Source organism: Enterovibrio calviensis DSM 14347 (assembly GCF_000621165.1).
Lineage (GTDB): Bacteria > Pseudomonadota > Gammaproteobacteria > Enterobacterales > Vibrionaceae > Enterovibrio > Enterovibrio calviensis.
The window spans coordinates 130,855-156,847 of the sequence record NZ_JHZA01000009.1 but is presented as its reverse complement, the minus strand read 5'-3'; the positions used below and the strand labels follow the sequence as shown (position 1 = coordinate 156,847).

The 25,993-nt window shown below is 48.1% G+C and carries 19 protein-coding genes; 13 read left to right on the top strand and 6 right to left on the bottom strand.

Features of this window, described 5'->3' with window-relative positions:
- From aceF to Q365_RS0109210, 3 genes are all read left to right on the top strand, one after another.
- Window positions 1-1,899, top strand: coding sequence for a pyruvate dehydrogenase complex dihydrolipoyllysine-residue acetyltransferase (gene aceF, locus Q365_RS0109220; protein WP_028023071.1), 1,899 nt, complete (start codon window positions 1-3; stop codon window positions 1,897-1,899).
- 219 nt (window positions 1,900-2,118) lie between these two features.
- Window positions 2,119-3,549, top strand: a complete 1,431-nt coding sequence (gene lpdA, locus Q365_RS0109215; protein ID WP_028023070.1) for a dihydrolipoyl dehydrogenase — start codon at window positions 2,119-2,121, stop codon at window positions 3,547-3,549.
- 399 nt (window positions 3,550-3,948) lie between these two features.
- Complete coding sequence (locus tag Q365_RS0109210; protein ID WP_028023069.1) at window positions 3,949-5,592, top strand: methyl-accepting chemotaxis protein; 1,644 nt, start codon at window positions 3,949-3,951, stop codon at window positions 5,590-5,592.
- 110 nt (window positions 5,593-5,702) lie between these two features.
- Here Q365_RS0109210 and Q365_RS0109205 read toward each other — a convergent pair whose 3' ends face one another.
- The gene (locus tag Q365_RS0109205) at window positions 5,703-7,607 is read right to left on the bottom strand and encodes a methyl-accepting chemotaxis protein (protein WP_028023068.1); all 1,905 of its coding nucleotides are present in this window, start codon (window positions 7,605-7,607) and stop codon (window positions 5,703-5,705) included.
- A gap of 87 nt (window positions 7,608-7,694) precedes the next feature.
- On the opposite strand from Q365_RS0109205, the gene Q365_RS0109200 reads away from it, so the two are divergent.
- The 3 genes from Q365_RS0109200 to Q365_RS0109190 all read left to right on the top strand — a co-directional run bounded on the left by Q365_RS0109200 (window position 7,695) and on the right by Q365_RS0109190 (window position 13,639).
- Entirely contained in the window at window positions 7,695-9,965 is a 2,271-nt protein-coding gene (locus Q365_RS0109200) for a patatin-like phospholipase family protein (protein ID WP_028023067.1), read from the top strand.
- A 227-nt stretch (window positions 9,966-10,192) separates the two neighbouring features.
- Window positions 10,193-12,790 carry a bifunctional aconitate hydratase 2/2-methylisocitrate dehydratase gene (gene acnB / locus Q365_RS0109195; RefSeq protein ID WP_028023066.1) on the top strand — a complete coding sequence of 866 codons (2,598 nt, stop codon included), beginning with the start codon at window positions 10,193-10,195 and terminating at the stop codon, window positions 12,788-12,790.
- A gap of 141 nt (window positions 12,791-12,931) precedes the next feature.
- Window positions 12,932-13,639, top strand: a complete 708-nt coding sequence (locus Q365_RS0109190; RefSeq protein WP_028023065.1) for a glutathione S-transferase family protein — start codon at window positions 12,932-12,934, stop codon at window positions 13,637-13,639.
- A gap of 65 nt (window positions 13,640-13,704) precedes the next feature.
- Here Q365_RS0109190 and Q365_RS0109185 read toward each other — a convergent pair whose 3' ends face one another.
- The 3 genes from Q365_RS0109185 to Q365_RS0109175 all read right to left on the bottom strand — a co-directional run bounded on the left by Q365_RS0109185 (window position 13,705) and on the right by Q365_RS0109175 (window position 17,390).
- Window positions 13,705-14,838, bottom strand: coding sequence for a glycerate kinase (locus tag Q365_RS0109185; protein ID WP_028023064.1), 1,134 nt, complete (start codon window positions 14,836-14,838; stop codon window positions 13,705-13,707).
- A gap of 11 nt (window positions 14,839-14,849) precedes the next feature.
- The gene (locus Q365_RS0109180) at window positions 14,850-16,115 is read right to left on the bottom strand and encodes a GntP family permease (RefSeq protein WP_028023063.1); all 1,266 of its coding nucleotides are present in this window, start codon (window positions 16,113-16,115) and stop codon (window positions 14,850-14,852) included.
- A gap of 123 nt (window positions 16,116-16,238) precedes the next feature.
- A complete protein-coding gene (locus Q365_RS0109175) occupies window positions 16,239-17,390 on the bottom strand; it encodes a sugar diacid recognition domain-containing protein (RefSeq protein ID WP_028023062.1) in 1,152 nt (383 codons plus the stop codon).
- Window positions 17,391-17,487: 97 nt separating this feature from the next.
- On the opposite strand from Q365_RS0109175, the gene Q365_RS0109170 reads away from it, so the two are divergent.
- From Q365_RS0109170 to Q365_RS0109145, 6 genes are all read left to right on the top strand, one after another.
- Window positions 17,488-17,865: a YacL family protein gene (locus Q365_RS0109170; protein ID WP_028023061.1), complete on the top strand. Its 378-nt coding sequence runs from the start codon at window positions 17,488-17,490 to the stop codon at window positions 17,863-17,865.
- 279 nt (window positions 17,866-18,144) lie between these two features.
- Window positions 18,145-18,483, top strand: coding sequence for a P-II family nitrogen regulator (glnK, locus tag Q365_RS0109165; protein WP_028023060.1), 339 nt, complete (start codon window positions 18,145-18,147; stop codon window positions 18,481-18,483).
- A 20-nt stretch (window positions 18,484-18,503) separates the two neighbouring features.
- Window positions 18,504-19,733 carry an ammonium transporter gene (locus Q365_RS0109160; protein WP_028023059.1) on the top strand — a complete coding sequence of 410 codons (1,230 nt, stop codon included), beginning with the start codon at window positions 18,504-18,506 and terminating at the stop codon, window positions 19,731-19,733.
- Between the two features lie 184 nt (window positions 19,734-19,917).
- Window positions 19,918-20,937: a Fe(3+) ABC transporter substrate-binding protein gene (locus Q365_RS0109155; RefSeq protein WP_028023058.1), complete on the top strand. Its 1,020-nt coding sequence runs from the start codon at window positions 19,918-19,920 to the stop codon at window positions 20,935-20,937.
- A gap of 73 nt (window positions 20,938-21,010) precedes the next feature.
- Window positions 21,011-22,642, top strand: a complete 1,632-nt coding sequence (locus tag Q365_RS0109150; protein WP_028023057.1) for an ABC transporter permease — start codon at window positions 21,011-21,013, stop codon at window positions 22,640-22,642.
- Window positions 22,639-23,667 (top strand): ABC transporter ATP-binding protein, encoded by a 1,029-nt coding sequence (locus tag Q365_RS0109145; RefSeq protein WP_028023056.1) that lies wholly within the window; start codon window positions 22,639-22,641, stop codon window positions 23,665-23,667. Before Q365_RS0109150 ends, Q365_RS0109145 begins: the two co-directional genes overlap by 4 nt.
- A 77-nt stretch (window positions 23,668-23,744) precedes the next feature.
- Here Q365_RS0109145 and Q365_RS0109140 read toward each other — a convergent pair whose 3' ends face one another.
- On the bottom strand, window positions 23,745-24,341 hold the full coding sequence (locus Q365_RS0109140; protein WP_028023055.1) for a TetR/AcrR family transcriptional regulator: 597 nt from the start codon (window positions 24,339-24,341) through the stop codon (window positions 23,745-23,747).
- A 246-nt stretch (window positions 24,342-24,587) separates the two neighbouring features.
- Here Q365_RS0109140 and hpt point away from each other — a divergent pair, with 246 nt between their 5' ends.
- On the top strand, window positions 24,588-25,121 hold the full coding sequence (hpt, locus tag Q365_RS0109135) for a hypoxanthine phosphoribosyltransferase (protein WP_028023054.1): 534 nt from the start codon (window positions 24,588-24,590) through the stop codon (window positions 25,119-25,121).
- A gap of 130 nt (window positions 25,122-25,251) precedes the next feature.
- Here hpt and can read toward each other — a convergent pair whose 3' ends face one another.
- The gene (gene can / locus Q365_RS0109130; protein ID WP_028023053.1) at window positions 25,252-25,893 is read right to left on the bottom strand and encodes a carbonate dehydratase; all 642 of its coding nucleotides are present in this window, start codon (window positions 25,891-25,893) and stop codon (window positions 25,252-25,254) included.
- Window positions 25,894-25,993 lie beyond the last annotated feature (100 nt).

The window sequence follows — 25,993 nt, the reverse complement described above, 5'->3', positions numbered from 1 at the left end:
ATGGCAATCGAAATTAATGTTCCAGACATCGGTGCCGATGAGGTTGAAGTAACAGAAATCCTCGTTAGCGTTGGTGACACAGTTGAAGAAGAGCAGTCGCTGATCACTGTTGAAGGTGATAAAGCGTCTATGGAAGTACCAGCATCACAAGCGGGTGTTGTTAAAGAAATCAAAATCGCTGAAGGCGACACGGTTTCTACCGGTTCTTTGATCATGATCTTCGAAGCGGAAGGCGCAGCAGCTGCTGCTCCAGCTCCAGCGGCAGAAGCACCTGCAGCGGCTCCGGTTGCTGCTCCAGCGGCTGCTGAGCTGAAAGAAGTTCACGTTCCTGATATCGGTGGTGACGAAGTAGAAGTCACTGAAATCATGGTCGCTATCGGCGACAGCATTGAAGAAGAGCAATCTCTTCTGACGGTTGAAGGCGACAAGGCTTCGATGGAAGTGCCTGCACCGTTCGCTGGCGTACTGAAAGAAATCAAAATCGCTGCGGGCGACAAAGTGTCTACCGGTTCACTGGTCATGATCTTTGAAGTTGCAGGTTCTGGTGCAGCGCCTGTTGCGGCAGCACCAGCGGCTGAAGCGCCAGCAGCAGCTCCAGCTGTTGCAGCGATGAAAGAAGTTCACGTTCCTGATATCGGCGGCGACGAAGTAGAAGTCACTGAAATCATGGTTGCGGTTGGCGACAGCATTGAAGAAGAGCAATCTCTTATCACTGTTGAAGGTGACAAGGCTTCAATGGAAGTCCCTGCACCATTCGCGGGCGTACTGAAAGAAATCAAAATCGCTGCGGGCGACAAAGTATCAACGGGCTCGTTGATCATGGTCTTCGAAGTGGCGGGTGCAGCACCGGCAGCTCCTGTTGCAGCGGCACAAGCTCCAGCAGCAGCGCCTGCGCAAGCAGCGGCACCAGCTCCTGCGGCTCAAGCAGCACCAGCGGCATCTGCTGAATTCGTTGAAAACAACGAATATGCACATGCATCGCCAGTTGTTCGTCGTCTAGCGCGTGAGTTTGGCGTTAACCTATCTAAGGTGAAGGGTTCTGGTCGTAAGAGCCGTATCCAGAAAGAAGACGTTCAAAACTACGTGAAAGAAGCGCTTAAGCGTCTTGAGTCTGGCGCAGCAGCGTCTGCTTCAGGCAAAGGCGATGGCGCAGCACTTGGTTTGCTACCTTGGCCGAAAGTTGACTTCAGCAAGTTTGGCGAAACTGAAACCAAACCGCTGTCTCGCATCAAGAAGATTTCTGGCGCGAACCTGCACCGTAACTGGGTAATGATCCCGCACGTTACACAGTGGGATAACGCAGACATCACTGAGCTAGAAGCATTCCGTAAAGAACAGAATGCGGTGGAAGCGAAGAAAGACACTGGCATGAAGATCACCCCATTGGTGTTCATCATGAAAGCGGCTGCGAAAGCACTGGAAGCGTTCCCATCGTTCAACTCTTCTCTGTCTGACGACGGTGAGAGCTTGATTCTGAAGAAATACGTAAACATCGGTATCGCGGTGGACACGCCAAATGGCTTGGTTGTTCCTGTATTCCGTGACGTTAACAAGAAAGGTATCTACGAGCTGTCTGCTGAGCTAATGGAAGTGTCTAAGAAAGCACGCTCCGGTAAGCTAACTGCATCAGACATGCAAGGTGGTTGCTTCACTATCTCTAGCCTAGGTGGCTTGGGTGGTACTGCGTTTACCCCAATTGTTAACGCGCCAGAAGTTGGCATCCTGGGTGTGTCTAAATCGGAAATGAAACCGGTTTGGAATGGTAAGGACTTTGTTCCTCGCCTAATGTTGCCTCTGTCACTGTCATACGATCACCGCGTGATCGACGGTGCAGAAGGTGCACGTTTCGTGACTTACCTGAACGAGTGTCTGTCTGACATCCGTCGCTTGGTACTGTAATACGACACCCGATCAGCGTTCGCCTGCATATGGCGAACGCTGATTTGATGTATAGCTCACAGGCTATGGGTTTTTATTTTTCAGCTTGTTAACACAGCTGTAAAATGTTGGACCAAAATAAGTGCTTTCATTGCAGAGTGCTTGTCGTGAAACAAAATGGCTCCACCATAAAAAGAATCTCTTAGCCTGTCAGGGATATAAGACTACAACGAGGTCAGAATGAGTAAAGAAATCAAAACCCAAGTCGTGGTACTGGGTTCAGGTCCTGCTGGTTATTCAGCCGCATTCCGTTGCGCGGACTTGGGTCTAGAAACCGTTCTGGTAGAAAAATACAGCACGTTAGGTGGTGTGTGTCTGAATGTGGGTTGTATCCCATCTAAAGCCCTACTTCACGTTGCGAAAGTTATCGAAGAAGCCAAAGCAATGTCTGCGCATGGTGTTGTGTTCGGTGAGCCACAAACCGACATCAACAAAATCCGCCTATGGAAAGACAAAGTTGTTACTCAACTGACTGGCGGTCTTGGCGGTATGGCTAAGATGCGTAAAGTTAACGTGGTTAACGGTTACGGTAAATTTACTGGCCCGAACACCATCGTTGTTGAAGGCGCTGAAGGTCCAACGACCATCAACTTTGATAACGCAATCATTGCGGCGGGTTCTCGTCCAATTGAATTGCCATTTATCCCACATGAAGACCCACGTATTTGGGACTCAACTGACGCGCTAGAACTGAAAGAAGTTCCAGAGAAGCTGTTGGTTATGGGCGGCGGTATTATCGGCCTAGAAATGGGTACGGTATATGACGCGCTGGGTTCACAAGTTGACGTGGTTGAGATGTTCGACCAAGTTATTCCTGCTGCTGATAAAGACATCATCAAAGTCTTTACTAAGCGTATTAGCAAGAAGTTCAACTTGATGCTTGAAACCAAAGTGACTGCGGTTGAAGCAAAAGAAGACGGCATCTACGTAACGATGGAAGGCAAGAAAGCACCTGCAGAAGCGGTTCGCTATGACGCAGTGCTGGTTGCTATCGGTCGTGTGCCAAACGGCAAATTGCTAGACGCTGAGAAAGCGGGTGTTGAAGTTGACGAACGTGGCTTTATCAATGTTGATAAACAACTGCGTACTAACGTTGCTCACATCCATGCGATCGGCGACGTCGTTGGTCAACCTATGCTTGCTCACAAAGGTGTGCATGAAGGCCACGTAGCGGCAGAAGTGATTTCTGGTAAGAAACACTACTTCGATCCTAAAGTGATCCCTTCAATTGCTTATACTGAGCCAGAAGTTGCTTGGGTTGGTAAGACCGAGAAAGAAGCGAAAGCAGAAGGCATCAACTACGAAGTTGCGACCTTCCCGTGGGCTGCTTCTGGTCGCGCAATCGCCTCTGACTGTTCAGACGGTATGACCAAGATGATTTTTGACAAAGATACTCACCGTGTTATCGGTGGTGCGATTGTTGGTACTAACGGTGGTGAACTGTTGGGCGAAATCGGTCTGGCTATCGAGATGGGTTGTGATGCAGAAGATATCGCATTGACCATCCACGCTCACCCGACTCTGCATGAGTCAGTGGGTCTTGCTGCTGAAGTGTTCGAAGGTTCAATCACTGACCTGCCAAATGCAAAAGCAGTGAAGAAGAAAAAGTAATTCTTCTCCGCATTGAATAGAAAACGCCTCGAAGTTCGAGGCGTTTTTTTTTGGTTGGAATTTAGCCACTCATAAAGGTGGTTTTTGTTGGCTTTTCGTCGTTATTACAAGCGATTAACGATTTCGTGAAGGAATCTAACAAAACAAGAAAATACACTGTATTTTTTACGATGTTATATCAATAAATAACCATATTATATTTCTTATCAATGGTTTCAGTTGCTACCATTAGCCCCTTGTTCTTTACGACGTTCTCACCTTGCGCCTTATGCTCTGGGGCGTGTGTTTTGAACGAAACCGTTAGAGATAAAGAGTTGCACGACCTTCCGCGAACAGACGCTGAACCACTTCTTACTATTTCTTTTTTACCAACGTCACGTATTCGCTCTTGAGGAACTCATGCAGTTAATTAACCAACTTTCGTTTCGAACCAAGTTATTCCTTCCCCTTGGTTTTGTTTCAACTATTTTTACGCTTGTGCTCGCCATGTCTTATCAAACCTTTGAACGTCAGGTAGCGCTGAATACGGTATTGAACGAGAAAATTCACCCAACCATTGAAAGCATTGATGACGCGTATCGCGATTTGTATCAAGTGCTAGGAAGTGTCGAAGGGCTTATCGCTAAAGGTGTCACTCAAGAAACGATTGAAAAGCAACAATTTGAATTTTATGACAATGCGCCGAAAGCCATTCCGAGACTTAAGTCGATTCAAACCGTGATTGATGCGGGCGTGATCGATGCGAGCCATCAAGTTAAGTTGGATCAACTCATCGACGACACAAGAGCTTGGGGTAAAGCGTTAGAGGTGATGATGTTGAATCCCGAAACGATTCAACAAGAATATGCAGACAACTCTAAAGAGATTGAGCAGACATTTTCAGGTCTTCGCCGTGATCTTAAAACACTACTGAAAGCCATTAACCAAGCGTCATCTGATATCACCCAAGACATTGACGAATCAACCATTCAAGCAGAGCGTTTGATTGTTGGTGGTACTATCGCAGCGCTGTTACTCGCCATGTTTGGTGGGATCGTGCTTTCTCGTATGCTGTTGCAACCCGTTAAAGAAATGGGTGAGGCTCTAGAGAATATCGCCTCTGGCGATGGCGATCTGACGCAGCGTTTGACCGTGCGATCGCACGATGAAATCGGTCAGCTTGGTGAGTCATTCAACCGCTTCGTCGCTAAAATCCAAGCGAGTATCAAAGAAGTGGTGGATGCCTCTAACCATCTACGCGAGCACACAGTGCGCATTGAGGGCGCTATTCGCAGCAGCGTGACTGAAACTGAAAACCAGCAGCGTGAGAGTGACATGATAGCGGCTGCTGTGCAGGAGATGAGTGCGAGCAGCACCCAGATCAGTCAGAACGCCTTGGATGCTGCTGACGCTACGGGCGCGGCAACACAAGAGATTGGTGCAGCACAAAGCAGTGTGGCGGGTACCGTGAATGCAGTGTCTGCGCTGAGAAGCCGTATTGAGCAATCTCAAGAGATGATTACCTCCCTGAATCACGATGTGGATAGCATTGCGTCTATTGTTGATGTGATTCGCGGCATTGCGGAACAAACCAACTTGTTGGCCTTGAATGCTGCCATTGAAGCGGCCCGTGCGGGTGAGCAAGGTCGTGGCTTTGCAGTTGTTGCCGACGAAGTGCGAAACTTGGCAAACAAGACCCAGCAAAGCACCGAAGAAATTCGCAATATGATTGAGCGTCTGGAGACGGGCACCAAAAACGCGGTCTGCGCGATGAATGAAAGCAGCGAAGCGAGCAATGATACCGTCTCGCACATTCAGCAAACGGCGGAATACTTGGATGCGGTATCGGCGATGATCATTACGATCAATGACCAAAACTCTCAAGTGGCGACAGCGTCCTCACAACAGCGTGCCGTCTCTGAAGACATTAACCGTAACATTCACGGTATCGTCGACAATGGTCAGCGAGTTCATCAGAACTTGGGCAGCGTCGAGCAGACGTGTAGCGAACTAGCACAGAAGAGTCAGCAGTTGGATAAAGTCGTGAGCGGCTTTCGTGTCTAACGTGCTGATAAATATGTAATAAAAAACGCCGCAATTGCGGCGTTTTTTATTGGGTCTGAACCATGTGCTTGGAGCTTGGAGCTTGGAGCTTGGAGCTTGGAGCTTGGAGCTTAAAGCTTAAAGCTTCGCACCAACGCATCCAGTTTATGTGAGAGATCACGAAGTTCATCACTGGCACTGGCCATGTTATCCGCCGTCTCAGCGGTTAGCTGGGTGGTGGTGTTGATGTCTTCGATGTTTCGATTGATATCCGTTACTACGGTCGACTGCTCTTCGGTGGCAGTGGCAACCTGCGTATTCAGATCTGAAATACGCACGATTTGATCATTGATTTGCACCAATGCAGAAGAAGCATTCTGAGACGCATCAGCGCCTTGAGCGGTTAGTTGCTGGCTGTTTTCCATGGCGCTTACCGCGAGTTGCGCTTCTTGCTGAAGCTCGTCAATCATGGTTTGGATTTCATTTGTCGATTGCGCTGTGCGACTTGCCAAACTTCTGACTTCATCTGCTACAACGGCAAAGCCTCTGCCTTGCTCTCCTGCACGAGCCGCTTCAATCGCAGCGTTAAGTGCCAAAAGATTCGTTTGTTCAGACACGCCACGGATAACATCCAAAATGCTGCCAATTTGCTGCGTGTTTCCGGCTAACTTACGGATCATGTCCGTCATGTTGTCCATTTCACTCGCAAGCTGCTGAATGTTGTTTTGTGCTGACATGACCACGCTCTGGCCTGTCGCTGTTTCATTGGCGGCATGGTTGGCAGAATCTGCAGCATGAGCTGCATTAGCGGCAATTTCATTGACCGTCGCACCCATTTCATTGATGGCAGTGACCACCAATACCGTACGGTCACGTTGGCTTTGACTCTGATCCTGGGTCATTTGAGCTTGTTTAGCGACAACCGAAGCCGCGTTGTTAAGAGAGTGACTAGTTGATGCCACATCGCCAACAACCTGATGAATTTTGCTAACAAAGCTGTTGAAGCCTTGAGCCAGTTGACCTATTTCATCATTTGTTTTTATTTCAAGGCGCTGACTAAGGTCACCTTCGCCTTCTCCAATGTCGCGAAACACTTTCGCAAGATCAGAGATTGGGCGCGTAATGGTCGATGCGAGAAGCACGGCTGCCAGTGCAATGAGTGCGCAAACAAGCACGGAAAGCAGGATGATTTGCTGTGCTGCCATTGTCAGTTCGTCATAGACTTCATCAGTCGGGACTTCTGCCACAACAAACCAATCTAAATCAGGAATATAGCTAGATGCGAGTAAGACATCACGCTCGCCGTTAGATGCGGCTGTTAGGTTAAAGTCACGCTTAACTAACAAGTCACGAACATTTCCCTGATACATCTGAGCGAGGGTGTTGCTTCCCATTTTTGAGGAATCTTTGTGCAATTGCACTTTGCCATCGTGAGAAACCATGAACACAAAGCCGCTTTGTTCGATTTTGAACTGGTTCATGAAATTCACCATGTTATCCATGGAGCGCGAGAGACCTGCGAGCAAATATCCGTTAGTCTGTTGGTAGTTGACGAACAGTTTCAAGTCGCCATTATCTTCGCGATACACACTGGTGGTGCGGGTATCACCACTGTTTACGAGTTTGAAGAACCAAGAGCTATCGTTTGGTTTTAGTTGGCGTAAAAACCCGTCTTGGTTCCAATAGTCACCATTCATGCGGTTGGCGATAGAAGCATCGGTCAATTGATACTGCTGCTTAAGTGCCTGAAGTGTTTTAACAATATCTGATTTGTCACGAGGATCGCCGGGTGCACGCACAGCGGTCACTGCCATAGGCATGACGGCTAGCTGTTCTGCAGCAGAGGTCAGTTGTGATACGTTCTGCTCAATATCTTCGCGAATGTTGGTCAATAGCAGAGGGAGCTCGTTTTCGAGTAAGCGCGTTTCTACCATGTCATGCGCTTTTGTTAAACTCAGGAAACTGACGATAGCGGTGGATGCGATCACTGAAGCGATCATGGCGAAAATAAGTTTTTGTTTGATGGTTAATCGCATGAAGTAAAGGCCTTTCTCCGTGACGCTAACTACCATTCAGCGTCGTTATTTGTATATATGGACATTAAAGAAATGCAAGGCAGCAAAATGTTTAATTGGCTAGTAAAGGGCAGGTTGGTTACTGCGGCACTGCTGTTGTCGGCCGTGCTACCCGCATCTTTAGCGTTTGGAGAAGAAAGCTCTCAAAGACCAACAATTGGTTTGGTTCTTGGCGGTGGTGGCGCGAAAGGCGCAGCGCACGTTGGGGTGTTGAAAGCGCTTGAAGAGTTGCGTATTCCTGTTGATTACATTGCGGGGACGAGCATGGGAGCCTATGTGGGTGGGCTGTATGCAATTGGTATGACCGCAGATGAAATTTCAGTACTGATTGAAACGACAGATTGGAATGAAGGTTATCAAGACCGTGTTTATCGTGGTGATCGTCGGACACGAGATAAAGAACATGAAGACCGATATAACCTGTCTACAAACTTCGGTTTTGATTTCAAAAGCCTGAAAACCCCTCAAGGTATCGTTCAAGGCCAGAATATGATTCGGATCTTACGTGAATCAACTGGCAACCTTCCTTCTTTTGAATCCTTTGACCAAATGGTCGTGCCTTATCGTGCTGTTGCCACAGACATAGAGCGATTAGTGCCTGTCGTTATTGGTGACGGACAGCTGACAGAAGCCATGTTGGCCAGTATGGCAGTACCTGGTGCGCTCCCTCCGGTAGAGCTTGAAGGTCGATACCTTGTTGACGGCGGCTCAGTGAATAATATGCCCGTTGACGTGGCGAAAGCGTTGGGTGCAGATATTGTGATTGCCGTGGATATCAGCACGGATTACAGCCCTGCGGCGGAGCTAGGTTCGTACCTTTCAGTGATGAACCAACTGGTGAACTACATGGTGCGTAACAGCACCGATCAGCAAATCGCCAATATGACTGACAGTGACGTGTTGTTAACGCCCGAGGTTGGCGACATGGAAACCACTGAATTCGACCGAATGCCTGAGGCTTACGAAAAAGGGTATCAGGTCACGCTGGCAAATAAAAAAGCCCTAACATCACTGAGACTAAACTCAGGGCAGTATCAAGCGTACATCGAAAAGAAACAACTTCGCCGTCGCTTGATGATGTATGGCGACACTCTCACTGTTGATAATATAGTCATTAACAATGACACCAGCTTTTCTGATGATGTTCTCAAAGCGAGGTTATCGCTCCAAACTGGGCGAATTGACAGTAAAAAATTAGAGGAATCGGTACAAAATCTTTATGCACTGGATCGTTTTGAAACGGTTCGCTATCACGTTGAGCATCAAGGTGAAGAGAATGTGCTGGTTGTTGATGTGAAGGAAAAAAGCTGGGGGCCTAATTTTGTCGATTTCCGGTTCGCGTTAGAAGATAACTTTGAGTCTGGCACTAACTTCTCAGCAGGTTTCAGTATCAATAGCACGGGGCTAACAGATTATGGGGCGGAAATAAGAAGCCTCTTTGAGCTAGGAACTGACAAGCGTGCTCAGGCTGAACTGTACCTTCCTTTCTCTGCAGATCAGCTCTTTTTCGCTCAGGTGCTTGGTGGATTGGAAGTACGCGAGCGTGATGCCTATTTTCGGGGGGAAGAGCCGAACTTAGAGGATGAAACGTTCACGTTAGGCACGCGTTTCAGTGAAGTCATAGCGGAAGTTGGGCTTGGCTGGCAGCCTCAGCTGTGGGGGGAGTTTATGGTGGGTTATCGCTATCTCGACGGTGAAGAAGAGATAGCCGGTGGCTTTGCTCAGCAGAACTACATACGACAAATGCCTTTTGTCAGCATGACATTGGACACCCTAGATAGCCGAACCTTCCCAAGCCGAGGCGGTTACCTAAACATGGCATTGGGTTACGCGCGTGATGAGCTCGATGGGGAAGATGGACGCGCAAAATCTGAAGCGAGTGTGCTGAACATTGAAGGGATATATGCCAAAACCATCAATAAGCACACCATGTACGGTAAAGCGAAGTACGGCACGATCAATGCGCGTGTCGGCAATGTCGCGATTGAACCGCATGAACTCGGTGGCTTTCTCAACTTATCGGGTATTCCACGTGACTCTTTATGGGCAAACAATATTGCTTATGGTGCTTTAGTTTACCGTTATCGCCTGCTGGATAATGATTTTGGCCTATTTAAATCCCCCGTGTATTTAGGCACTTCATTAGAGTACGGCGGAGTGTGGAACAACCCTGACTTTTCACTAAAAGATGTACCGTTTTATACGGCAGGCAGTATATTTGCGGGGGTTGATTCGCCATTAGGCCCTGTCATTATCGCCTATGGTCGTACAGAAAATGATCTCGATTCGTTCTATTTTATAGTCGGGACTGATTTTTAATGTTCTAAAAGTGAGGGGAGGACTCCCTTTTCTTGTTGCTAAATCAAATGTTTCATTCCGTGGTTGGAATTTAAGATTTGGTTAAAAAGTGATAACATGTCAGCTTCGTCATGCAGGGCACTTCAGAAAGATAGCCATCCCTACGCTTCGATGGGTGCCTGCAAACCGAGCTTAATTCCAAGGATGTTTGACCGTGATGGTTAGACCGCAATATGAGGAAACACGTCGTGCTTGAAGCCTATCGTAAACACGTCGAAGAACGTGCTGCTCAGGGTATTGTCCCTAAACCACTTGATGCGGAACAAACCGCAAGCCTAATTGAATTACTCAAGAACCCGCCAGCAGGCGAAGAAGTTATCCTTGTTGACCTGCTTGAAAACCGTATTCCACCAGGTGTTGATGAAGCTGCATATGTAAAGGCAGGTTTTTTGTCTGCCGTTGCAAAGGGTGAAGCGACGTCTCCACTCGTCAGCAAAGAGAAAGCTGTTGAACTGCTTGGCACCATGCAAGGTGGTTACAACATCGAATCGTTGATTGGTCTGTTGGAAGACGAAGCGCTTGCACCTATTGCGGCAAAAGCCTTGTCTCATACTTTGCTGATGTTTGATTCTTTCTATGATGTGGAAGAAAAAGCGAAAGCGGGTAACGAGCACGCGAAGCAAATTATGCAGTCTTGGGCCGATGCTGAGTGGTTCCTGTCCAAGCCAAACGTGCCAGAAAAAGTCACGTTAACCGTATTTAAAGTTACCGGTGAGACCAATACCGATGACTTGTCACCAGCACCAGATGCATGGTCTCGCCCTGATATTCCTCTGCACGCATTGGCGATGCTGAAGAATGCTCGCGATGGTATCGAACCAGACCAACCTGGTGTGATTGGCTCAATTAAGCAAATTGAAGCACTTAAAGAAAAAGGCCATCAGCTAGTTTATGTCGGTGATGTTGTGGGTACGGGCTCTTCTCGTAAGTCCGCAACTAACTCCGTGCTTTGGTTCATGGGTGATGACATTCCTAACGTGCCTAATAAGCGCGCGGGTGGTTACTGTCTGGGTGGCAAGATTGCACCAATCTTCTTTAACACCATGGAAGATGCAGGCGCACTGCCAATCGAATTGGACGTATCTAAGCTTGGTATGGGGGACGTGATTGACGTTTACCCATTCAAAGGCGAAGTACGCAGCAATGCATCTGACGAAGTGCTGTCTACTTTCTCTCTGAAAACTGACGTACTTTATGATGAAGTGCGTGCTGGTGGTCGTATTCCTTTGATCATCGGTCGTGGTTTGACGGATCGTGCGCGTGAAGCGCTAGGTCTTGAAGCATCAGATGTCTTCCGTCGCCCTCAACCTGTTGCTGATTCAGATAAAGGCTATACGCTGGCTCAGAAAATGGTCGGTAAAGCATGTGGCGTTGAAGGTATCCGTCCAGGCACATACTGTGAGCCTAAGATGACCACTGTAGGTTCTCAGGACACTACAGGCCCTATGACCCGTGATGAGCTGAAAGACCTTGCATGTCTAGGTTTCTCTGCCGATTTGACTATGCAGTCTTTCTGTCACACGTCTGCCTACCCGAAACCTGTTGATGTTGTTACTCACCACACGCTACCTGATTTCATTCAGAACCGTGGCGGTGTTGCGCTTCGTCCGGGGGATGGTGTTATCCACTCATGGCTAAACCGTATGCTACTGCCTGATACCGTTGGTACTGGTGGTGATTCGCACACCCGCTTCCCGCTGGGCATTTCGTTCCCTGCAGGTTCTGGTCTGGTTGCGTTCGCAGCAGCGACAGGCGTTATGCCGTTGGATATGCCTGAATCTATTTTGGTGCGTTTTAAAGGTGAAATGCAGCCGGGTATCACGCTACGTGACTTGGTGCATGCGATCCCTTACTACGGCATCAAGCAAGGTCTTCTGACCGTTGAGAAAGCGGGTAAGATCAACGCATTCTCTGGCCGAGTTCTTGAAATCGAAGGTGTTGAACACCTGACGGTTGAGCAAGCGTTCGAACTATCAGATGCATCTGCAGAGCGTTCAGCAGCCGGTTGTACCGTTAAGCTGTCTCAAGAATCAGTGTCTGAGTACTTGAGCTCTAACATCGTGATGTTGAAGTGGATGATCAGCGAAGGCTACGGCGATCGTCGTACCATCGAACGTCGTGTTTCAGCGATGGAAGCGTGGTTAGCGAATCCTGAACTGATGGAAGCGGACAAAGACGCTGAATACGCAGAAGTGATCGAAATCGATCTGGCTGACATTAAAGAGCCAATTCTGTGTGCACCAAATGACCCTGATGATGCGCGTCTACTTTCTGACGTTGCTGGCGACAAGGTTGATGAAGTCTTCATTGGCAGCTGTATGACCAACATTGGTCACTTCCGTGCGGCAGGTAAACTGCTAGACAAGTTCGGCGGCACGCTCGAAACACGTCTTTGGGTTGCACCACCAACGAAAATGGACCGTGACCAGCTAACAGAAGAAGGTTACTACGGTATCTTCGGCCGTGCAGGTGTACGTATCGAAACGCCTGGGTGTTCACTGTGTATGGGTAACCAAGCGCGTGTTGCTGATAAAGCGACCGTACTGTCTACCTCTACCCGTAACTTCCCGAACCGTTTAGGTACAGGTGCGAACGTTTACCTGTCTTCTGCGGAACTGGCATCTGTCGGCGCGATCATTGGTCGTATTCCAACGGTTGAAGAGTACTTAGAGTTTGCGAAACAAATCGATGCGACAGCAGCCGATACGTATCGCTACCTGAACTTCCACCGCATGGATCAATACACCAAGAAAGCGGATGATGTGATTATTCAGGCAGCTGTTTAATCTCGTCCTAAATCAGCATGATGGAAAGCCAACCCTCGAGGTTGGCTTTTTTTTACGTTTATATTTCGTCTTTTGTGGAAATATCTCGTCTTATAGGAAAAGCGAACAAAAAGACGCTTTGCCAATATAGAGAGAAAAGTCATGCTTAAAGTCATCAGTTTTACTATTTGTCCTTTTGTTCAGCGCATCACTGCGATGTTGGAAGCCAAACAATTACCGTATGAGGTCGAATACACCAGTTTGAGCGACAAGCCACAATGGTTCTTGGATATTTCTCCAAATGGACAAGTGCCTGTTTTGGTTACCGAGGACAATACCGCGTTGTTTGAATCTGACGCCATTGCTGAATATCTGGAAGACAAATACGGCGCGATGCAGCCAGCCTTGAGCCTGGAGCAAAAAGCCATTAATAGAGCTTGGAGTTATTTGGGAACTAAGCACTACCTGGTGCAGTGTGGTGCGCAATCAAGCAGGACTATTGATGACTTAAAAGATCGCTCTGAGAAACTTCGCAAGGCGTTTGAAAAAGTGGAGAACCAGTTGGGCCAATATCGTTTTTTTAACAGTGACGACCTAAGTATGGTCGATATGGCGTGGCTGCCCTTGCTACATCGTGCTGAAATCATTCGGATTGAAAGTGGTTATGATTTCTTGGAGGGGTTCCCAAAGGTAAAAGCGTGGCAAGCAGCACTGTTAGAGACGGGATTCGCTGAGAAAAGCGTATCAGATAACTTTATGGAAAGGTTTCGTTCATTCTATCTATCGGAGGAGCGAGTGTTGGGACGCTGCGATTTTGCTGCGTGTTGCTCCGCTTTAAACATTCAAGAATGCGAGCCTGCTTGCTGCTGATAGTTGATATAGAAATGAACAAAAACGGCACCTCTAGGTGCCGTTTTTTTGTGTGTCAGTTTGGCTTACTTGCTTAGAAGGAGAAGTCTTGCCACGTTTGCGGCGGTGTTTTCAACATTCATCGCACCTTCACGCAATGCTTCTTCCAGTGAGGTTGGACGAGATACCACACTGAATACTGCGTCAATACCGTGACCATGTACGATTTCAACATCGTTAGAAAGGCAGCCGGCAATACCAATCACTGGCAGACCAAAGGTTTTCGCGCAACGCGCCACACCGATAGGGGTTTTACCGTGAATGGTTTGGCTGTCGATACGGCCTTCACCCGTGATCACCAAATCCGCATCTTTCAAATGTTCTGAGAGATTCACTGCATCCATCACGATCTCGATACCTGGACGCAAATCCGCATCAAACAGACCTAACAATGCAGCACCCATGCCACCCGCAGCACCTGCGCCTGCGCGGTTTTTGACATCACTGTTTAGCTGAGTCTTCATGACCTCAGCGTAATGTGCGAGGTTGCTGTCCAAGGTACTTACCATCTCTGGTGTTGCGCCTTTTTGGGGGCCAAACACCGCAGATGCACCTTTCTCACCACACAGCGGATTATCCACGTCACACGCTACTTCGAGCTTAACGTGAGCGAGGCGTGGGTCGATACCTGAAGTATCAATGGTATGCAGTGTGCTTAGAGCGCCGCCGCCAAATGCGATAGGGTTGCCTGCTTCATCAAGCAGTTTTACACCCAACGCTTGCGCCATGCCTGCACCGCCGTCGTTGGTCGCACTACCGCCAATCCCAACAATTAGGTGTTTGACACCCAAATCTAGTGCGGCTTTGATGAGTTCACCCGTGCCAAAGCTGTTGGTCAGCAATGGGTTACGCGCTGCAGTGGGAACGAGGTGCAGACCGGATGCCGCCGCCATTTCAATGACCGCGGTTTCGCCATCACCGAGTAGGCCGAAGAAACCTTCCACTGGTGTGCCTAGTGGCCCCGTTACCGTCACATCGACAAGTCGACCACCCGTCGCATCAATCATGGATTGAACCGTACCTTCACCGCCATCTGCCATTGGCAGTTTGACGTAGGTAGCATCTGGCATGATGTGTTTAAAGCCCGTTTCGATTGCAGTTGCAACGTCCATGGCAGACAAACTTTCTTTGTAAGAATCTGGAGCAATAACAATTTTCATCAGTAACGTCCTTATACAAACAGGCCAAACACACCAAAGATCAGTGTAGAGATGAGAGCGATAACGAAACCAACCGCGGATTCGTAAGGAATAAGCTTCAAGCGTTCTTTCATGTCCATGTGCACAGCGCCGCCGGTCGCATGGAAGAAACTGCCGTGTGGCATGTGGTCAAATACGGTTGCACCAGCATGGATCATCGCAGCGCCAGCAAGGGCTGGAACGCCAAGTTCAAGGATGGTGTTAGCAAACACGCTACTCGCAACCGCCGTACCTGCGGTGGTGGAAGCGGTCGCAAGCGACATCAGCGCACCCGAGAACGGTGCTAGCAGATAAGACGGCAAGCCCGATGTAGTCAGCAGGTCAATCAAGCCGTTTTTTAGGCCAGAGTTAGCGATGATGCCAGCCAGCGTACCAGTACCAAGGAGCATCACTGCAACAGGTGCCATGCGATTCAAGCCTGAAACCGCGAAGTGATTGGTATCACGGCCTCGGCGCATAGCAAGCGCACCCAGTAAACCACCCAAAGGCAGGGCAATCAGCGGGTCGATATTGATACCAGCGATTGGGCGAAGTGCCAGCAATGAAATGGCGACTAACGGCGCGACCATTGCGGCGGTAAAAGAGGGCAGGCGGCTCATGTCGACATCAACCACTTCATGTGCAGCGACTTTGCTGCCACGATTTTTCAGTTTTAAGGCAATGAAGTATGCCGCCATCATGCCGCATAAACCGGGGATCACACCCGCAGCCATCACTGACGTTAACGGAACATTGAAGGCGTCTGCTGCGGCAATGGCATTGGGGTTCGGTGACATCACGTTACCTGCCTTACCGCCGCCTACCATAGCGAGCAAAATCGCCATCTTGGAAAGGTCTGCGCGACGTGCAATGGCGAGAGCAATCGGCGCTACGGTGATCACAGCAACATCCACGAACACGCCAACAGCGGTGAGGATCATGGTCGCTACTGCCAGCGCAAGTAGTGCGCGTGTTTCACCCACTTTCTTCACGATGGTTTCAGCGATGGTTGTCGCCGCGCCAGATTCAATCAGCACGCCAGCGAGAATACCCGCTGCAAGAATGCGAAGTACCGCAGTTACGATACCTTGTGCGCCGCCAATCATTAGGCTCACGGTGTCTGTTAAAGACACGCCACCGACAATACCGCCGACGAGGGCACCAATGATCATGCCGTAGGCTGGCGGTACTTTTCTTAAAATCAGTGTTATGGAAACGATAAGGGCGGCCAATGCGCCCAAGGTAGATACTTCGGTCATCTCATACTTCTCGGCTGAAACGAAAAACTATCAGCACTGTACGCCTAGGAGGAATGGCAAGCATTAGGCAATTGACTAAAGATGGTGCGGTGAAACTCAACGATTATTGTGCAATTGCACAATTTAGGTGTTTTGCTGCCATTTCAAAAACGACAGATAGAGGAGAGTTTTATCTTCTAATTGATTGATATCTAAAGAGGTTGCGTGATTTATTTGCTGTAGGCGATACCGCAGCGTATTGCGATGAATATGCAGTTTTTCGCACGTTTGAACTAAATCACAGTTCTGATCAAAAAAGACGGAGAGCGTTTTAGTCAGTGTGCCGCGAGTATCATTTTGTATGAGCGTCAACATAGGTTCATGCAGCTGACGCGTTCGCCAATCGTTATCGGGCATCGCGCTTAAAAGGACGGGGAGGGTATGATCTTCGTAGAACAAAACCGTTCCTTGGTGTTGCCCAGCAGCGAGTGTCGCGCTGGCAGTTTGGTAAGATCTTGCCAGCCCCTTCAGCGATGGGAAGTAACCGCCATAGGCGATTTGTACATGAAATGCTTTTTGCTCAGAGATACGTTTGAGCAGCTTTTTGACTTTCTTTTGTTCCGGTTGCTGTGACCATTCCCCTTGTTCTGTGGTGATGGGTTTGAGCACGACAATTTCGTGGCGTGATACCGACGAAATCCCTACGAGATTATCTCGTTCAGGGTTTTCGAGCATGTGGACCATTGATTGCAGATGTTCAAGGGAGAGCGTTCCTGCGTCACGAGGCAACAGTTTTACCACTGCGGCGACGCGCGGCTGTTCAAGATCAAGATCCAAGCCGCGGGCAATGGACAGAAGCTGTTGATTGTTAAGCTCTGACTCACTAATCAGCTGAAGCACCAGTTCTTCTCGGTGTCTTTTGTCCCACTGCATTTGAGAAATAAATGCGGCCTGCTCAACGATGAGCTCTGCCGTCATCTTTACCAGTTCACCATAATTACGCACTTGCTCAGGCATGCCTGAGATGCCTACCACACCAATGGCTTTGTCGTTAAACATCACTGGAAGGTTGATCCCCGGTTTAACTCCTTTTAGAGAATTTGATGTTGCTTCATCAATTTCAACAATTCGGTTCTCAGCGAGTGTCAATAATGCGCCTTCGTGTCTTTGATGCAAACGACTTGGATCTCCCGAGCCTATAATTAGGCCGCGTTCATCCATGACATTGACGGAATGACCGATGATTTTCATCGTTCTTTCGACGATTTGACGGGCGATCATGGTATTGAGTTGCATTGGGTCTTCAGATCCTGAAAATGGGCACACTTTTATAACTTGCCAGCTTAGTCGCTGTTTTTGATGACTGGCAATGCGGTGATATCGAGGATACCACGTGGACTATGAATTTCGACGCAATACTTTAGACGACAGTTTCCATGCGGAACTGCCCATGGGACATGAAGCACTCGGTCGCTGGCTAATCGATGAGTTAGGCACGGATCATGCTGAAATAGATAACGTTCTTGCCCATTTGCAGGCGGTGATGGTGCAGGGCGGAGAGTGGAATCGAGCGGGTAAGGTGTTCCATCTTCAACTCACGCAAGAAGAGGCGCTGGTGCAAGCGAATGTGTTGATTGAAGGGTATGACGAAGAGATGCCAGAAAACGACTTACACGCTTACGAAGAAGAAAGCATGTCGCTTTGTGGGCCAGAAGATCTCGCGATACTGCTTGAGGCATGGCAAGACTTTATTCGTCGCTACGGTCGATAATTATCTTTTATTTTCAATTGGTTGCGGAAAGGGAATGCCGCATGCCCAACAATTAATACGCGCTATCTTTTTTTCTGTATGCCACCGAATGGTGCATGATGGAATCTCTTCATACCCTCTGCTTAATAATAGTGAATCCTGCGCACTAATTTGGTGCGTTAAAATCTCCCCACATTCCAGTCTTTATATAAACTATTGATATTTAAGTGTAATAAAACTTGGCACGTGATTTGTTACTCCTTGTGCAGAACATCTTATTTTTGGTTCAAGGAGACAGGAATGAAACTTATCAATGCGATTATCAAGCCATTTAAGCTCGATGACGTGCGAGAAGCGCTCGCCGACGTAGGCGTGGACGGTATGACAGTGTCAGAGGTCAAGGGCTTTGGTCGTCAGAAAGGCCACACAGAATTATATCGCGGTGCAGAATATCAAGTCGATTTTTTGCCAAAGGTGAAATTGGAAATCGCAGCTCACAGTGAAAATGTGGATGAGATCATTGAAGCAATCAGCAAGGCGGCGCAGACCGGCAAGATTGGCGACGGAAAGATTTTTGTGTACGACCTCCAGCAAGCGGTGCGTATTCGTACTGGCGAGATGGACGCGGAAGCAATTTAAGGGTTAAGGGAGAATTTAAAATGGAACTAACAACCACTGTGACAGAGTTGCGATACGCACTCGATACATTTTTCTTTTTGATTTCAGGTGCACTGGTAATGTGGATGGCCGCGGGCTTTGCCATGTTAGAAGCGGGCTTGGTTCGTTCAAAAAACACCACTGAAATTCTGACTAAAAACATTTGTTTGTATGCCATTGCTTGTACGACTTACTTGCTAGTGGGCTACAACATCATGTACGTCGATAACGCTGAGGCTGGCTGGTTGCCATCTCTAGGGTTCTTGATTGGCACACAAAGCGAAGGCGCGGATCACTCTCTAGCTTCTGACTTCTTCTTCCAAGTTGTCTTCGTAGCAACAGCCATGTCTGTTGTGTCTGGTGCGGTTGCAGAGCGTATGAAGCTTTGGGCTTTCCTCGCATTCTCTGTGGTACTGACCGCGTTCATTTACCCTGTTGAAGGTTACTGGACATGGGGCGGCGGCTTCCTATCAGAAGCGGGCTTTAGCGACTTTGCGGGCTCAGGTATCGTTCACATGGCTGGCGCAGCCGCTGCACTTGCTGGCGTATTACTGCTGGGTGCTCGTAAAGGCAAATACGGTAAAAACGGTCAAATCTACCCAATTCCAGGCTCAAACATGCCGCTAGCAACTTTGGGTACATTTATCCTTTGGTTCGGTTGGTTTGGTTTCAACGGTGGCTCGCAGTTGATGGTGTCAGACTTTGAAAACGCAACGGCAGTGGGCGAGATTTTCTTGAACACCAATGCGGCAGCGGCAGCGGGTGCGCTAGTGGCACTGGGTGTATGTAAAGTCGCATGGGGCAAAGCTGACCTGACAATGGTTCTCAACGGTGCGTTGGCAGGCTTGGTTGCTATCACGGCTGATCCGCTGTCTCCGTCTCCAGTTGCTGCACTAGTGATTGGCGGTTTGTCGGGAGCATTGGTTGTTATCAGCATCGTCGGTCTGGATAAACTGAAAGTCGATGATCCAGTTGGCGCGATTTCAGTACACGGTACGTGTGGTTTGTTTGGTCTGTTGGCCGTACCATTTAGCAATGCAGATGCCTCGTTTGGTGCGCAGCTATTCGGTGCTGCGGTTATCTTTGCTTGGGTATTCGGTGCAAGCTTTGTTGTTTGGGGCGCTCTGAAAGCGACTATCGGCATTCGCGTAACTGAAGAAGAAGAGCTAGAAGGTATGGACTTCCACGACTGTGGTGTAGACGCTTACCCAGAGTTTGTTAGCGTGAAATAATACGCTTCGAGATAATGTGACATAACCTGTTACAAATTTCATATTCGTAAAAGCCCCACATCGACAAGATGCGGGGCTTTTTTCTTTCTTAGCGAAAGCATGCTGTTGATTACGGATTGGTAACATGTATACTAACGATACTGATAAACGTTCTCATTACAGTTTCGGTTTAGGAAGGAAAAACATGAAAAAGTTGTTGTCAGCATCTGCTTTGGTGCTAGGGATTGTGGGTACTAGTGGTGCTGCGAATGCTGCGGAAGAAGTCAACGTGTACTCTTACCGTCAGCCATTTTTGATTGAACCGATGCTAAACGAGTTCACCAAAGAAACCGGCATTAAAGTAAACGTGAAGTTTGCGAAAAAAGGCATGGCAGAAAAGGTCGAACAAGAAGGTGAATACAGCCCAGCAGACGTTCTGCTAACGGTTGATATCTCTCGCCTGATGGAACTGGTTAACAAAGATTTGGTTCAGTCAGTTGATAGCAAAATCATTGAAGAGAACGTTCCTTCACAATATCGCGACAGTGAAGACCGTTGGGTCGCACTGACGACTCGCTCTCGCTCTGTATATTCTTCACGTGATCGTGTTGGCCAATTGGGCGATGATTTTGATTACATGGATCTTGCAAAGCCTGAGTGGAAAGGAAAAATCTGTACACGCTCTGGTAAGCATCCGTACAATGTATCGTTAGTTTCTGCCGTTATCGCTAACCACGGTGAAGCAGAAGCGAAAACTTGGTTGGAAGGCGTAAAAGCTAACCTAGCACGTAAGCCGCAAGGCAATGACCGTGGCCAAGTGAAAGCTATCTCTGAAGGTCTATGTGATGTGTCGCTGGGCAACAGCTACTACCTTGGTAAAATGCTGGCAGATGAAGAGCAAAAAACATGGGCTGACAGCGTATACCTGAACTACCCAGGCAAAAATGCCAACGGTACTCACGTAAACATTAGCGGTATGGCAATGGCGAAATACGCGCCGAATAAAGACAACGCGCAAAAACTGATGGAGTTTTTGACGTCAGACGTAGCACAGCAAATGTATGCGGAAGTGAACTTCGAAGAACCAGTTAAGCCGGGTGTTGCACGCTCTGAGCTAGTGGCTTCTTGGGGTGAGTACACTGCGGACGATTTGCCGCTAGAAACTATTGCAGAAAATCACACCAAAGCAATGAAGTTGCTTGATGAAGTGAAGTTCGATCTGTAATCGCTTCATTCTGTAATAGTAAGGGGGAATTTGATTCCCCCTTATGCTATCTGACGCCATGATGTAGTAGGCAATGTTAGAACAGAACCGATTTTTGAAAACCAGTAGTTGGGTATTTTCCCTGCTGCTGGTTTTGCCGATTTTAGCGATCTTCTCTACCGCTTTTGGTGAGAGTGATGATGTGTTCGGTCACCTGATGTCTACGGTGATGGGAGCGTACACGTTAAATACTATCCTGCTGGTAGTTGGCACCGTCTTTTTGTCCCTGCTGATGGGGATCCCTTCTGCTTGGCTCATGGCCAATTACTCAATTCCTGGTGACCGTTGGTTGCAGTGGGCGCTGGTTTTACCGCTGGCGATGCCCGGATATATCGTTGGATATATCTATACTGACTGGTTCGACTATGCCGGACCTATTCAGTTATTTCTCCGTGATGTGACTGGCTGGACGAGCGCTGCGCAATATTGGTTTCCTGATTTGAGAACCTTACCCGGCGCATGCTTTGTGTTGGCGTTGGTGCTCCATCCCTATATTTACCTGCTTGCCCGTGCTGCATTTATGGAGCAAAGCCTAACGCTCACTCAATCGGCGCGATTGATGGGATGCTCTCCATTACAAAGCTTCCTGCGTATTTCTCTTCCATTGGCGCGCCCTGCAATTGCTGTCGGTGCCTCATTGGTCGCCATGGAAGCCTTGGGTGACTTTGGTACCGTGAACTATTTCGCGGTTAGCACACTAACGACTGCGGTCTATGATACTTGGCTCGGCTACTCCAATTTGAATGCGGCAGCAAAGATTTCCGCGATTATGCTGGTGGTGATATTCCTGCTCATTAGCAGCGAGCGATACAGTCGTCGTAAACAAAAACTCTTTAGCCAAAACGTTAGCGCAGACAAAATCGCCAAAGCACCGTTAAATGGGAAACTCAAAGCGCTAGCTACTTTTTGGTGCTGGGGGCTATTTGCTATTGCCTTTCTCGCACCGCTAGGCCAATTGCTGATTTATGCTTGGGATTATCACTCGTCGAGTTCGATTGAAGACTTTATCCAGTACAGTTTTAATAGCCTCTATGTGTCATCAATTGCTGCGGTTGTTGCGTTGATAATTGCGCTCTTGGTGAACTTTTATCGCCGCTTTTCTGCCTCGCCAGCCAGTAACGTACCGATGCGAATCTCCTCATTAGGCTATGCCGTGCCGGGCACTGTGCTGGCGATTGGCGTACTGATTTCTTTGACGAGCATTGATCACGCCATCAATGACGTTGCCAAAGCCATGGATTGGGGCAGGCCAGGGTTGCTGTTCTCAGGCACCATGTTTGCTCTGCTGACCGCATTTGTTGTGCGTTTTAGTGCGGTTGCGATTGGTAGCGTTGAATCGAGCCTTGCGAAGGTATCACCGTCATTGGATATGGCGGCGCGCACCATGGGATGTAATGCCAAGAGCATCATTAAACGCGTGCAATTGCCTTTGATTCGACGTGGCTGCTTGATAGCGATGCTGCTTGTGTTTATCGAATCGATGAAAGAGCTTAATGCGGCCTTGTTACTGCGCCCGTTTAACTTCGAGACGTTGGCGACTTACGTTTTTAACTATGCGTCTGATGAGCATCTGGAATACGCCGCCTTGCCTGCTATATTGTTGGTCGTTGTTGGGCTTATCCCACTTATTATGATTAATCGTTCTTTGGAGCAAAGCCACTCATGAGTGAAGCGCTTACCGTTAGTGATCTAGTTTGTCGTTACAACGGCCAAGCAGTGCTTAGTGACCTGTCGTTACATGTTGAGAAAGGCGAAATTGTCTGCCTTCTTGGAGCCAGTGGCTGCGGTAAAACGACCTTGCTAAAAGCGATTGCTGGCCTGTTGCCACTTGATAGCGGCAAGATGAATATCAATGGTCGCAAGATTGTCGACGAGGCATTTAACATGCCACCCGAGCACCGCAACGTGGGTATGATTTTCCAAGACTACGCACTGTTTCCACATCTTACCGTCGGTGAAAATGTTTCATTTGGTCTGACGGGCTGGGACAAAGCGAGCGTGGTCGCACGAGTGAATGAAATGCTCGCGCTAGTGAAACTTGATGGTTTGGAAGGCCGCTACCCGCATCAGTTATCGGGAGGGCAGCAACAGCGAGTCGCGATTGCTCGTGCGTTGGCGTGTAAACCCGATCTTCTGTTATTGGATGAGCCTTTCTCCAATATTGATACGCAAGTTCGCCACAGCTTGATAAAGGAAATTCGAAAGATATTCAAAGAGCAGGGCGTCACCGCTATTTTTGTGACTCACAGTCGTGAAGAGGCTTTTGCATTTGCGGATAAGCTAGCAGTCATGAACCATGGTGTGATCGAGCAATATGGGCATGCAACGACCTTGTATTATCAGCCAAGCAGTCGTTTTGTCGCTGATTTTCTTGGGCATGGTTCCTACGTGCCAGCTTCAGTAAACAACGACAACACCATGAGCACGCCGCTAGGCGAATGGCCCGTTGAACACACCGACAATGCTGCTGCATTGGAGTGGCTGATCCGTCCTCAAAACCTGACTTTAGAGCCTGACGTGGCAGGTCAGGGTACAGTGACTGATGCGCAGTTCATGGGGGATAGCAGTCGCTACTTGGTGGAAATCAACGAGCAAACCTTGATGGTGTACTCTAACCAGCTACTCAATGTTGGTGATGCGGTGAACCTTGAAATTAGACCCCATTCGCCTGTGTTGTTTGCCTGTCAGTGAGTTAATGGTAGTGGTACATCGCTTTTGTTCAGGCATAAAAAAACCGGCGTATCGCCGGTTTTTTTATTTATTCTTAGCTACTTACTGCAGAGCATATCGATATAGCCTTGAGCTTGGCTTGTCAGCGCGTCTTTATCGGGTTGTTGGTGAGCTTGTAGATAAAGAATGTAACAAACGCCGTCGAACATACGAGCCAGTTCCATCGGGTCTCGGTTTGCTACCAATGCATCATTTTGCTCGAACAAACTCGCGTACTGATCGAGAACGACATTCTTCCCTTTAACAAAGTTAGGCCAGATATCTTCGCGAATAGATGTGCTCCATTCAAACCAGACCTTTAGCCACTCTTTGTCTTCCAATGCTGCATTGATTAATGCTGATGCAACATGAGACAAGGATGCATGTGCTTCACCGTTCCCGAGTGCTAGGTTTTGGGAGATGAGTTGATGAAACTCTTTTTCTGCTTGGTTTAGTACAACATCAACCAACTCTTCTCGAGTGGAGAAATAGTTAAATACGGTGGCAACGGAGACGTTTGCCATATCAGCGATGTCTGCATGCCCTGCACGTCCTATTCCTCGTTTAGAAAACACCTCGAGCGCATAGCCGAGCAGTTGTTCCTTCCTCTGCTCTGGCGACAATCGGGTTCGTGTGCGTCCACTTGATGTAGCCATTCTGATTCCTGCCAACTTTAATTTGCTAATAATGTTTGTATGTTGCAGCGGTTGTATGAATTTAATGTGATATTTAACAACCGCTTGCAAAGTGTACAACAGCAACTGGTTGCAGAACAACGAAGAGCGGGAACAAAGCGTCGAAATTTTGACGTGTATCGAGAGTAGGCGTTGAGTTTGCACAGTGGTAGAATGTTCGACCTCATTTACACAGGTAGTTAGACGGAAATACCGTCGAGGTTGATAATGAAACATACCGTAGAAGTGATGATTTCAGAGCAAGAAGTACAACAACGCGTAAAAGTGTTGGGCGCTGAAATCACAGAGCATTACAAAGACTCCAATGATCTGGTCATGGTTGGCCTATTGCGTGGCTCATTTGTGTTTATGGCTGACCTTTGTCGCGCCATTGACTTGCCACACGCTGTCGACTTTATGACTGCATCAAGCTACGGCAATACGATGGAAAGCAGCCGAGATGTGCGTATCCTGAAAGATCTGGATGATGACATCAAAGGCAAAGACATCCTGCTCGTTGAAGACATCATCGATACCGGCAATACGTTAGACAAAGTGCGCGAGATTTTGTCGCTGCGAGAGCCTAACTCTATCCGTATTTGTACTTTGCTAGACAAACCTGAGCGTCGAGAAGTTGACGTTCCTGTTGATTGGTATGGTTTTAAAATCCCTGACGAGTTTGTTGTGGGTGTGGGTATCGATTACGCGCAGAAGTATCGTCACCTGCCATTCATTGGCAAAGTGGTACCGCTAGAAGACTAATTCTGGTGTGTCATTGAACCCTAGCTTCAGGTGCTGAGTGCTTAGGTAGGGAATTTCACTGACAATGTTGCCGTGAAAAAAAGCGACCAAGATGGTCGCTTTTTTTATGTTTGCGCAGCGTGTCCAAGTATTATTCGTATTTGGACATCGCATTGGTATAACCGGATTCCAAACTTTCTAAGCTATTGGCCGTCATGCCAAGGTCTTTCAATACACCATCGCTAATGTCGTAGAACCAACCGTGTACTTTAATATCCTGACCACGTGCCCACGCATTTCTTAGGATGGTGGAGCTGCCAAGGTTGTACACCTGTTCAGCAACATTGATTTCGCAAAGTATGTTGCCTTGCTCTTCAATACTAAGCGGGCTGAGGTAACTACTGTGTTTGCGATATAAATCGCGAATGTGAAGTAGCCAGTTGTTAATAAGGCCGAGATCAAGATTTTCGATGGAGGCATGGACACCACCACAACGATAGTGGCCACAAATGATGATGTGTTTGACTTGAAGAACATCCACAGCATATTGAACAACAGACAGGCAATTGAGATCCGTATGGATCACTTGGTTTGCCACGTTTCTGTGAACGAATAGCTCGCCAGAATCTAGCCCCGTCAGTCGCTCTGCAGGAACACGGCTGTCGGAACAACCAATCCAGAGATATTCCGGATGCTGGGATTTTGCAAGATCTGCAAAGTAGACAGAGTTGTCTTCCTTGATGGTTTTTGACCACTTCAGGTTATTCGCAAAGAGTTGCTTAATTTGTGCCATATTGCCCCCCAAGACTGACTTCGCGCGTCACTATACACCAGTAAAGATCATATTTAGATACAATTTAACACTTTCTACTCAACATATTAGCTCCTCCTAC

What these genes read in the sequence shown, in the direction of transcription:
- aceF (WP_028023071.1), top strand. Translation starts at nt 1, where the DNA reads ATGGCAATCGAAATTAATGTTCCAGACATCGGTGCCGATGAGGTTGAA.
- lpdA (WP_028023070.1), top strand. Translation starts at nt 2,119, where the DNA reads ATGAGTAAAGAAATCAAAACCCAAGTCGTGGTACTGGGTTCAGGTCCT.
- Q365_RS0109210 (WP_028023069.1), top strand. Translation starts at nt 3,949, where the DNA reads ATGCAGTTAATTAACCAACTTTCGTTTCGAACCAAGTTATTCCTTCCC.
- Q365_RS0109205 (WP_028023068.1), bottom strand. Translation starts at nt 7,607, where the DNA reads ATGCGATTAACCATCAAACAAAAACTTATTTTCGCCATGATCGCTTCA.
- Q365_RS0109200 (WP_028023067.1), top strand. Translation starts at nt 7,695, where the DNA reads ATGTTTAATTGGCTAGTAAAGGGCAGGTTGGTTACTGCGGCACTGCTG.
- Q365_RS0109190 (WP_028023065.1), top strand. Translation starts at nt 12,932, where the DNA reads ATGCTTAAAGTCATCAGTTTTACTATTTGTCCTTTTGTTCAGCGCATC.
- Q365_RS0109185 (WP_028023064.1), bottom strand. Translation starts at nt 14,838, where the DNA reads ATGAAAATTGTTATTGCTCCAGATTCTTACAAAGAAAGTTTGTCTGCC.
- Q365_RS0109180 (WP_028023063.1), bottom strand. Translation starts at nt 16,115, where the DNA reads ATGACCGAAGTATCTACCTTGGGCGCATTGGCCGCCCTTATCGTTTCC.
- Q365_RS0109175 (WP_028023062.1), bottom strand. Translation starts at nt 17,390, where the DNA reads ATGCAACTCAATACCATGATCGCCCGTCAAATCGTCGAAAGAACGATG.
- glnK (WP_028023060.1), top strand. Translation starts at nt 18,145, where the DNA reads ATGAAACTTATCAATGCGATTATCAAGCCATTTAAGCTCGATGACGTG.
- Q365_RS0109160 (WP_028023059.1), top strand. Translation starts at nt 18,504, where the DNA reads ATGGAACTAACAACCACTGTGACAGAGTTGCGATACGCACTCGATACA.
- Q365_RS0109155 (WP_028023058.1), top strand. Translation starts at nt 19,918, where the DNA reads ATGAAAAAGTTGTTGTCAGCATCTGCTTTGGTGCTAGGGATTGTGGGT.
- Q365_RS0109150 (WP_028023057.1), top strand. Translation starts at nt 21,011, where the DNA reads ATGTTAGAACAGAACCGATTTTTGAAAACCAGTAGTTGGGTATTTTCC.
- Q365_RS0109145 (WP_028023056.1), top strand. Translation starts at nt 22,639, where the DNA reads ATGAGTGAAGCGCTTACCGTTAGTGATCTAGTTTGTCGTTACAACGGC.
- Q365_RS0109140 (WP_028023055.1), bottom strand. Translation starts at nt 24,341, where the DNA reads ATGGCTACATCAAGTGGACGCACACGAACCCGATTGTCGCCAGAGCAG.
- hpt (WP_028023054.1), top strand. Translation starts at nt 24,588, where the DNA reads ATGAAACATACCGTAGAAGTGATGATTTCAGAGCAAGAAGTACAACAA.
- can (WP_028023053.1), bottom strand. Translation starts at nt 25,893, where the DNA reads ATGGCACAAATTAAGCAACTCTTTGCGAATAACCTGAAGTGGTCAAAA.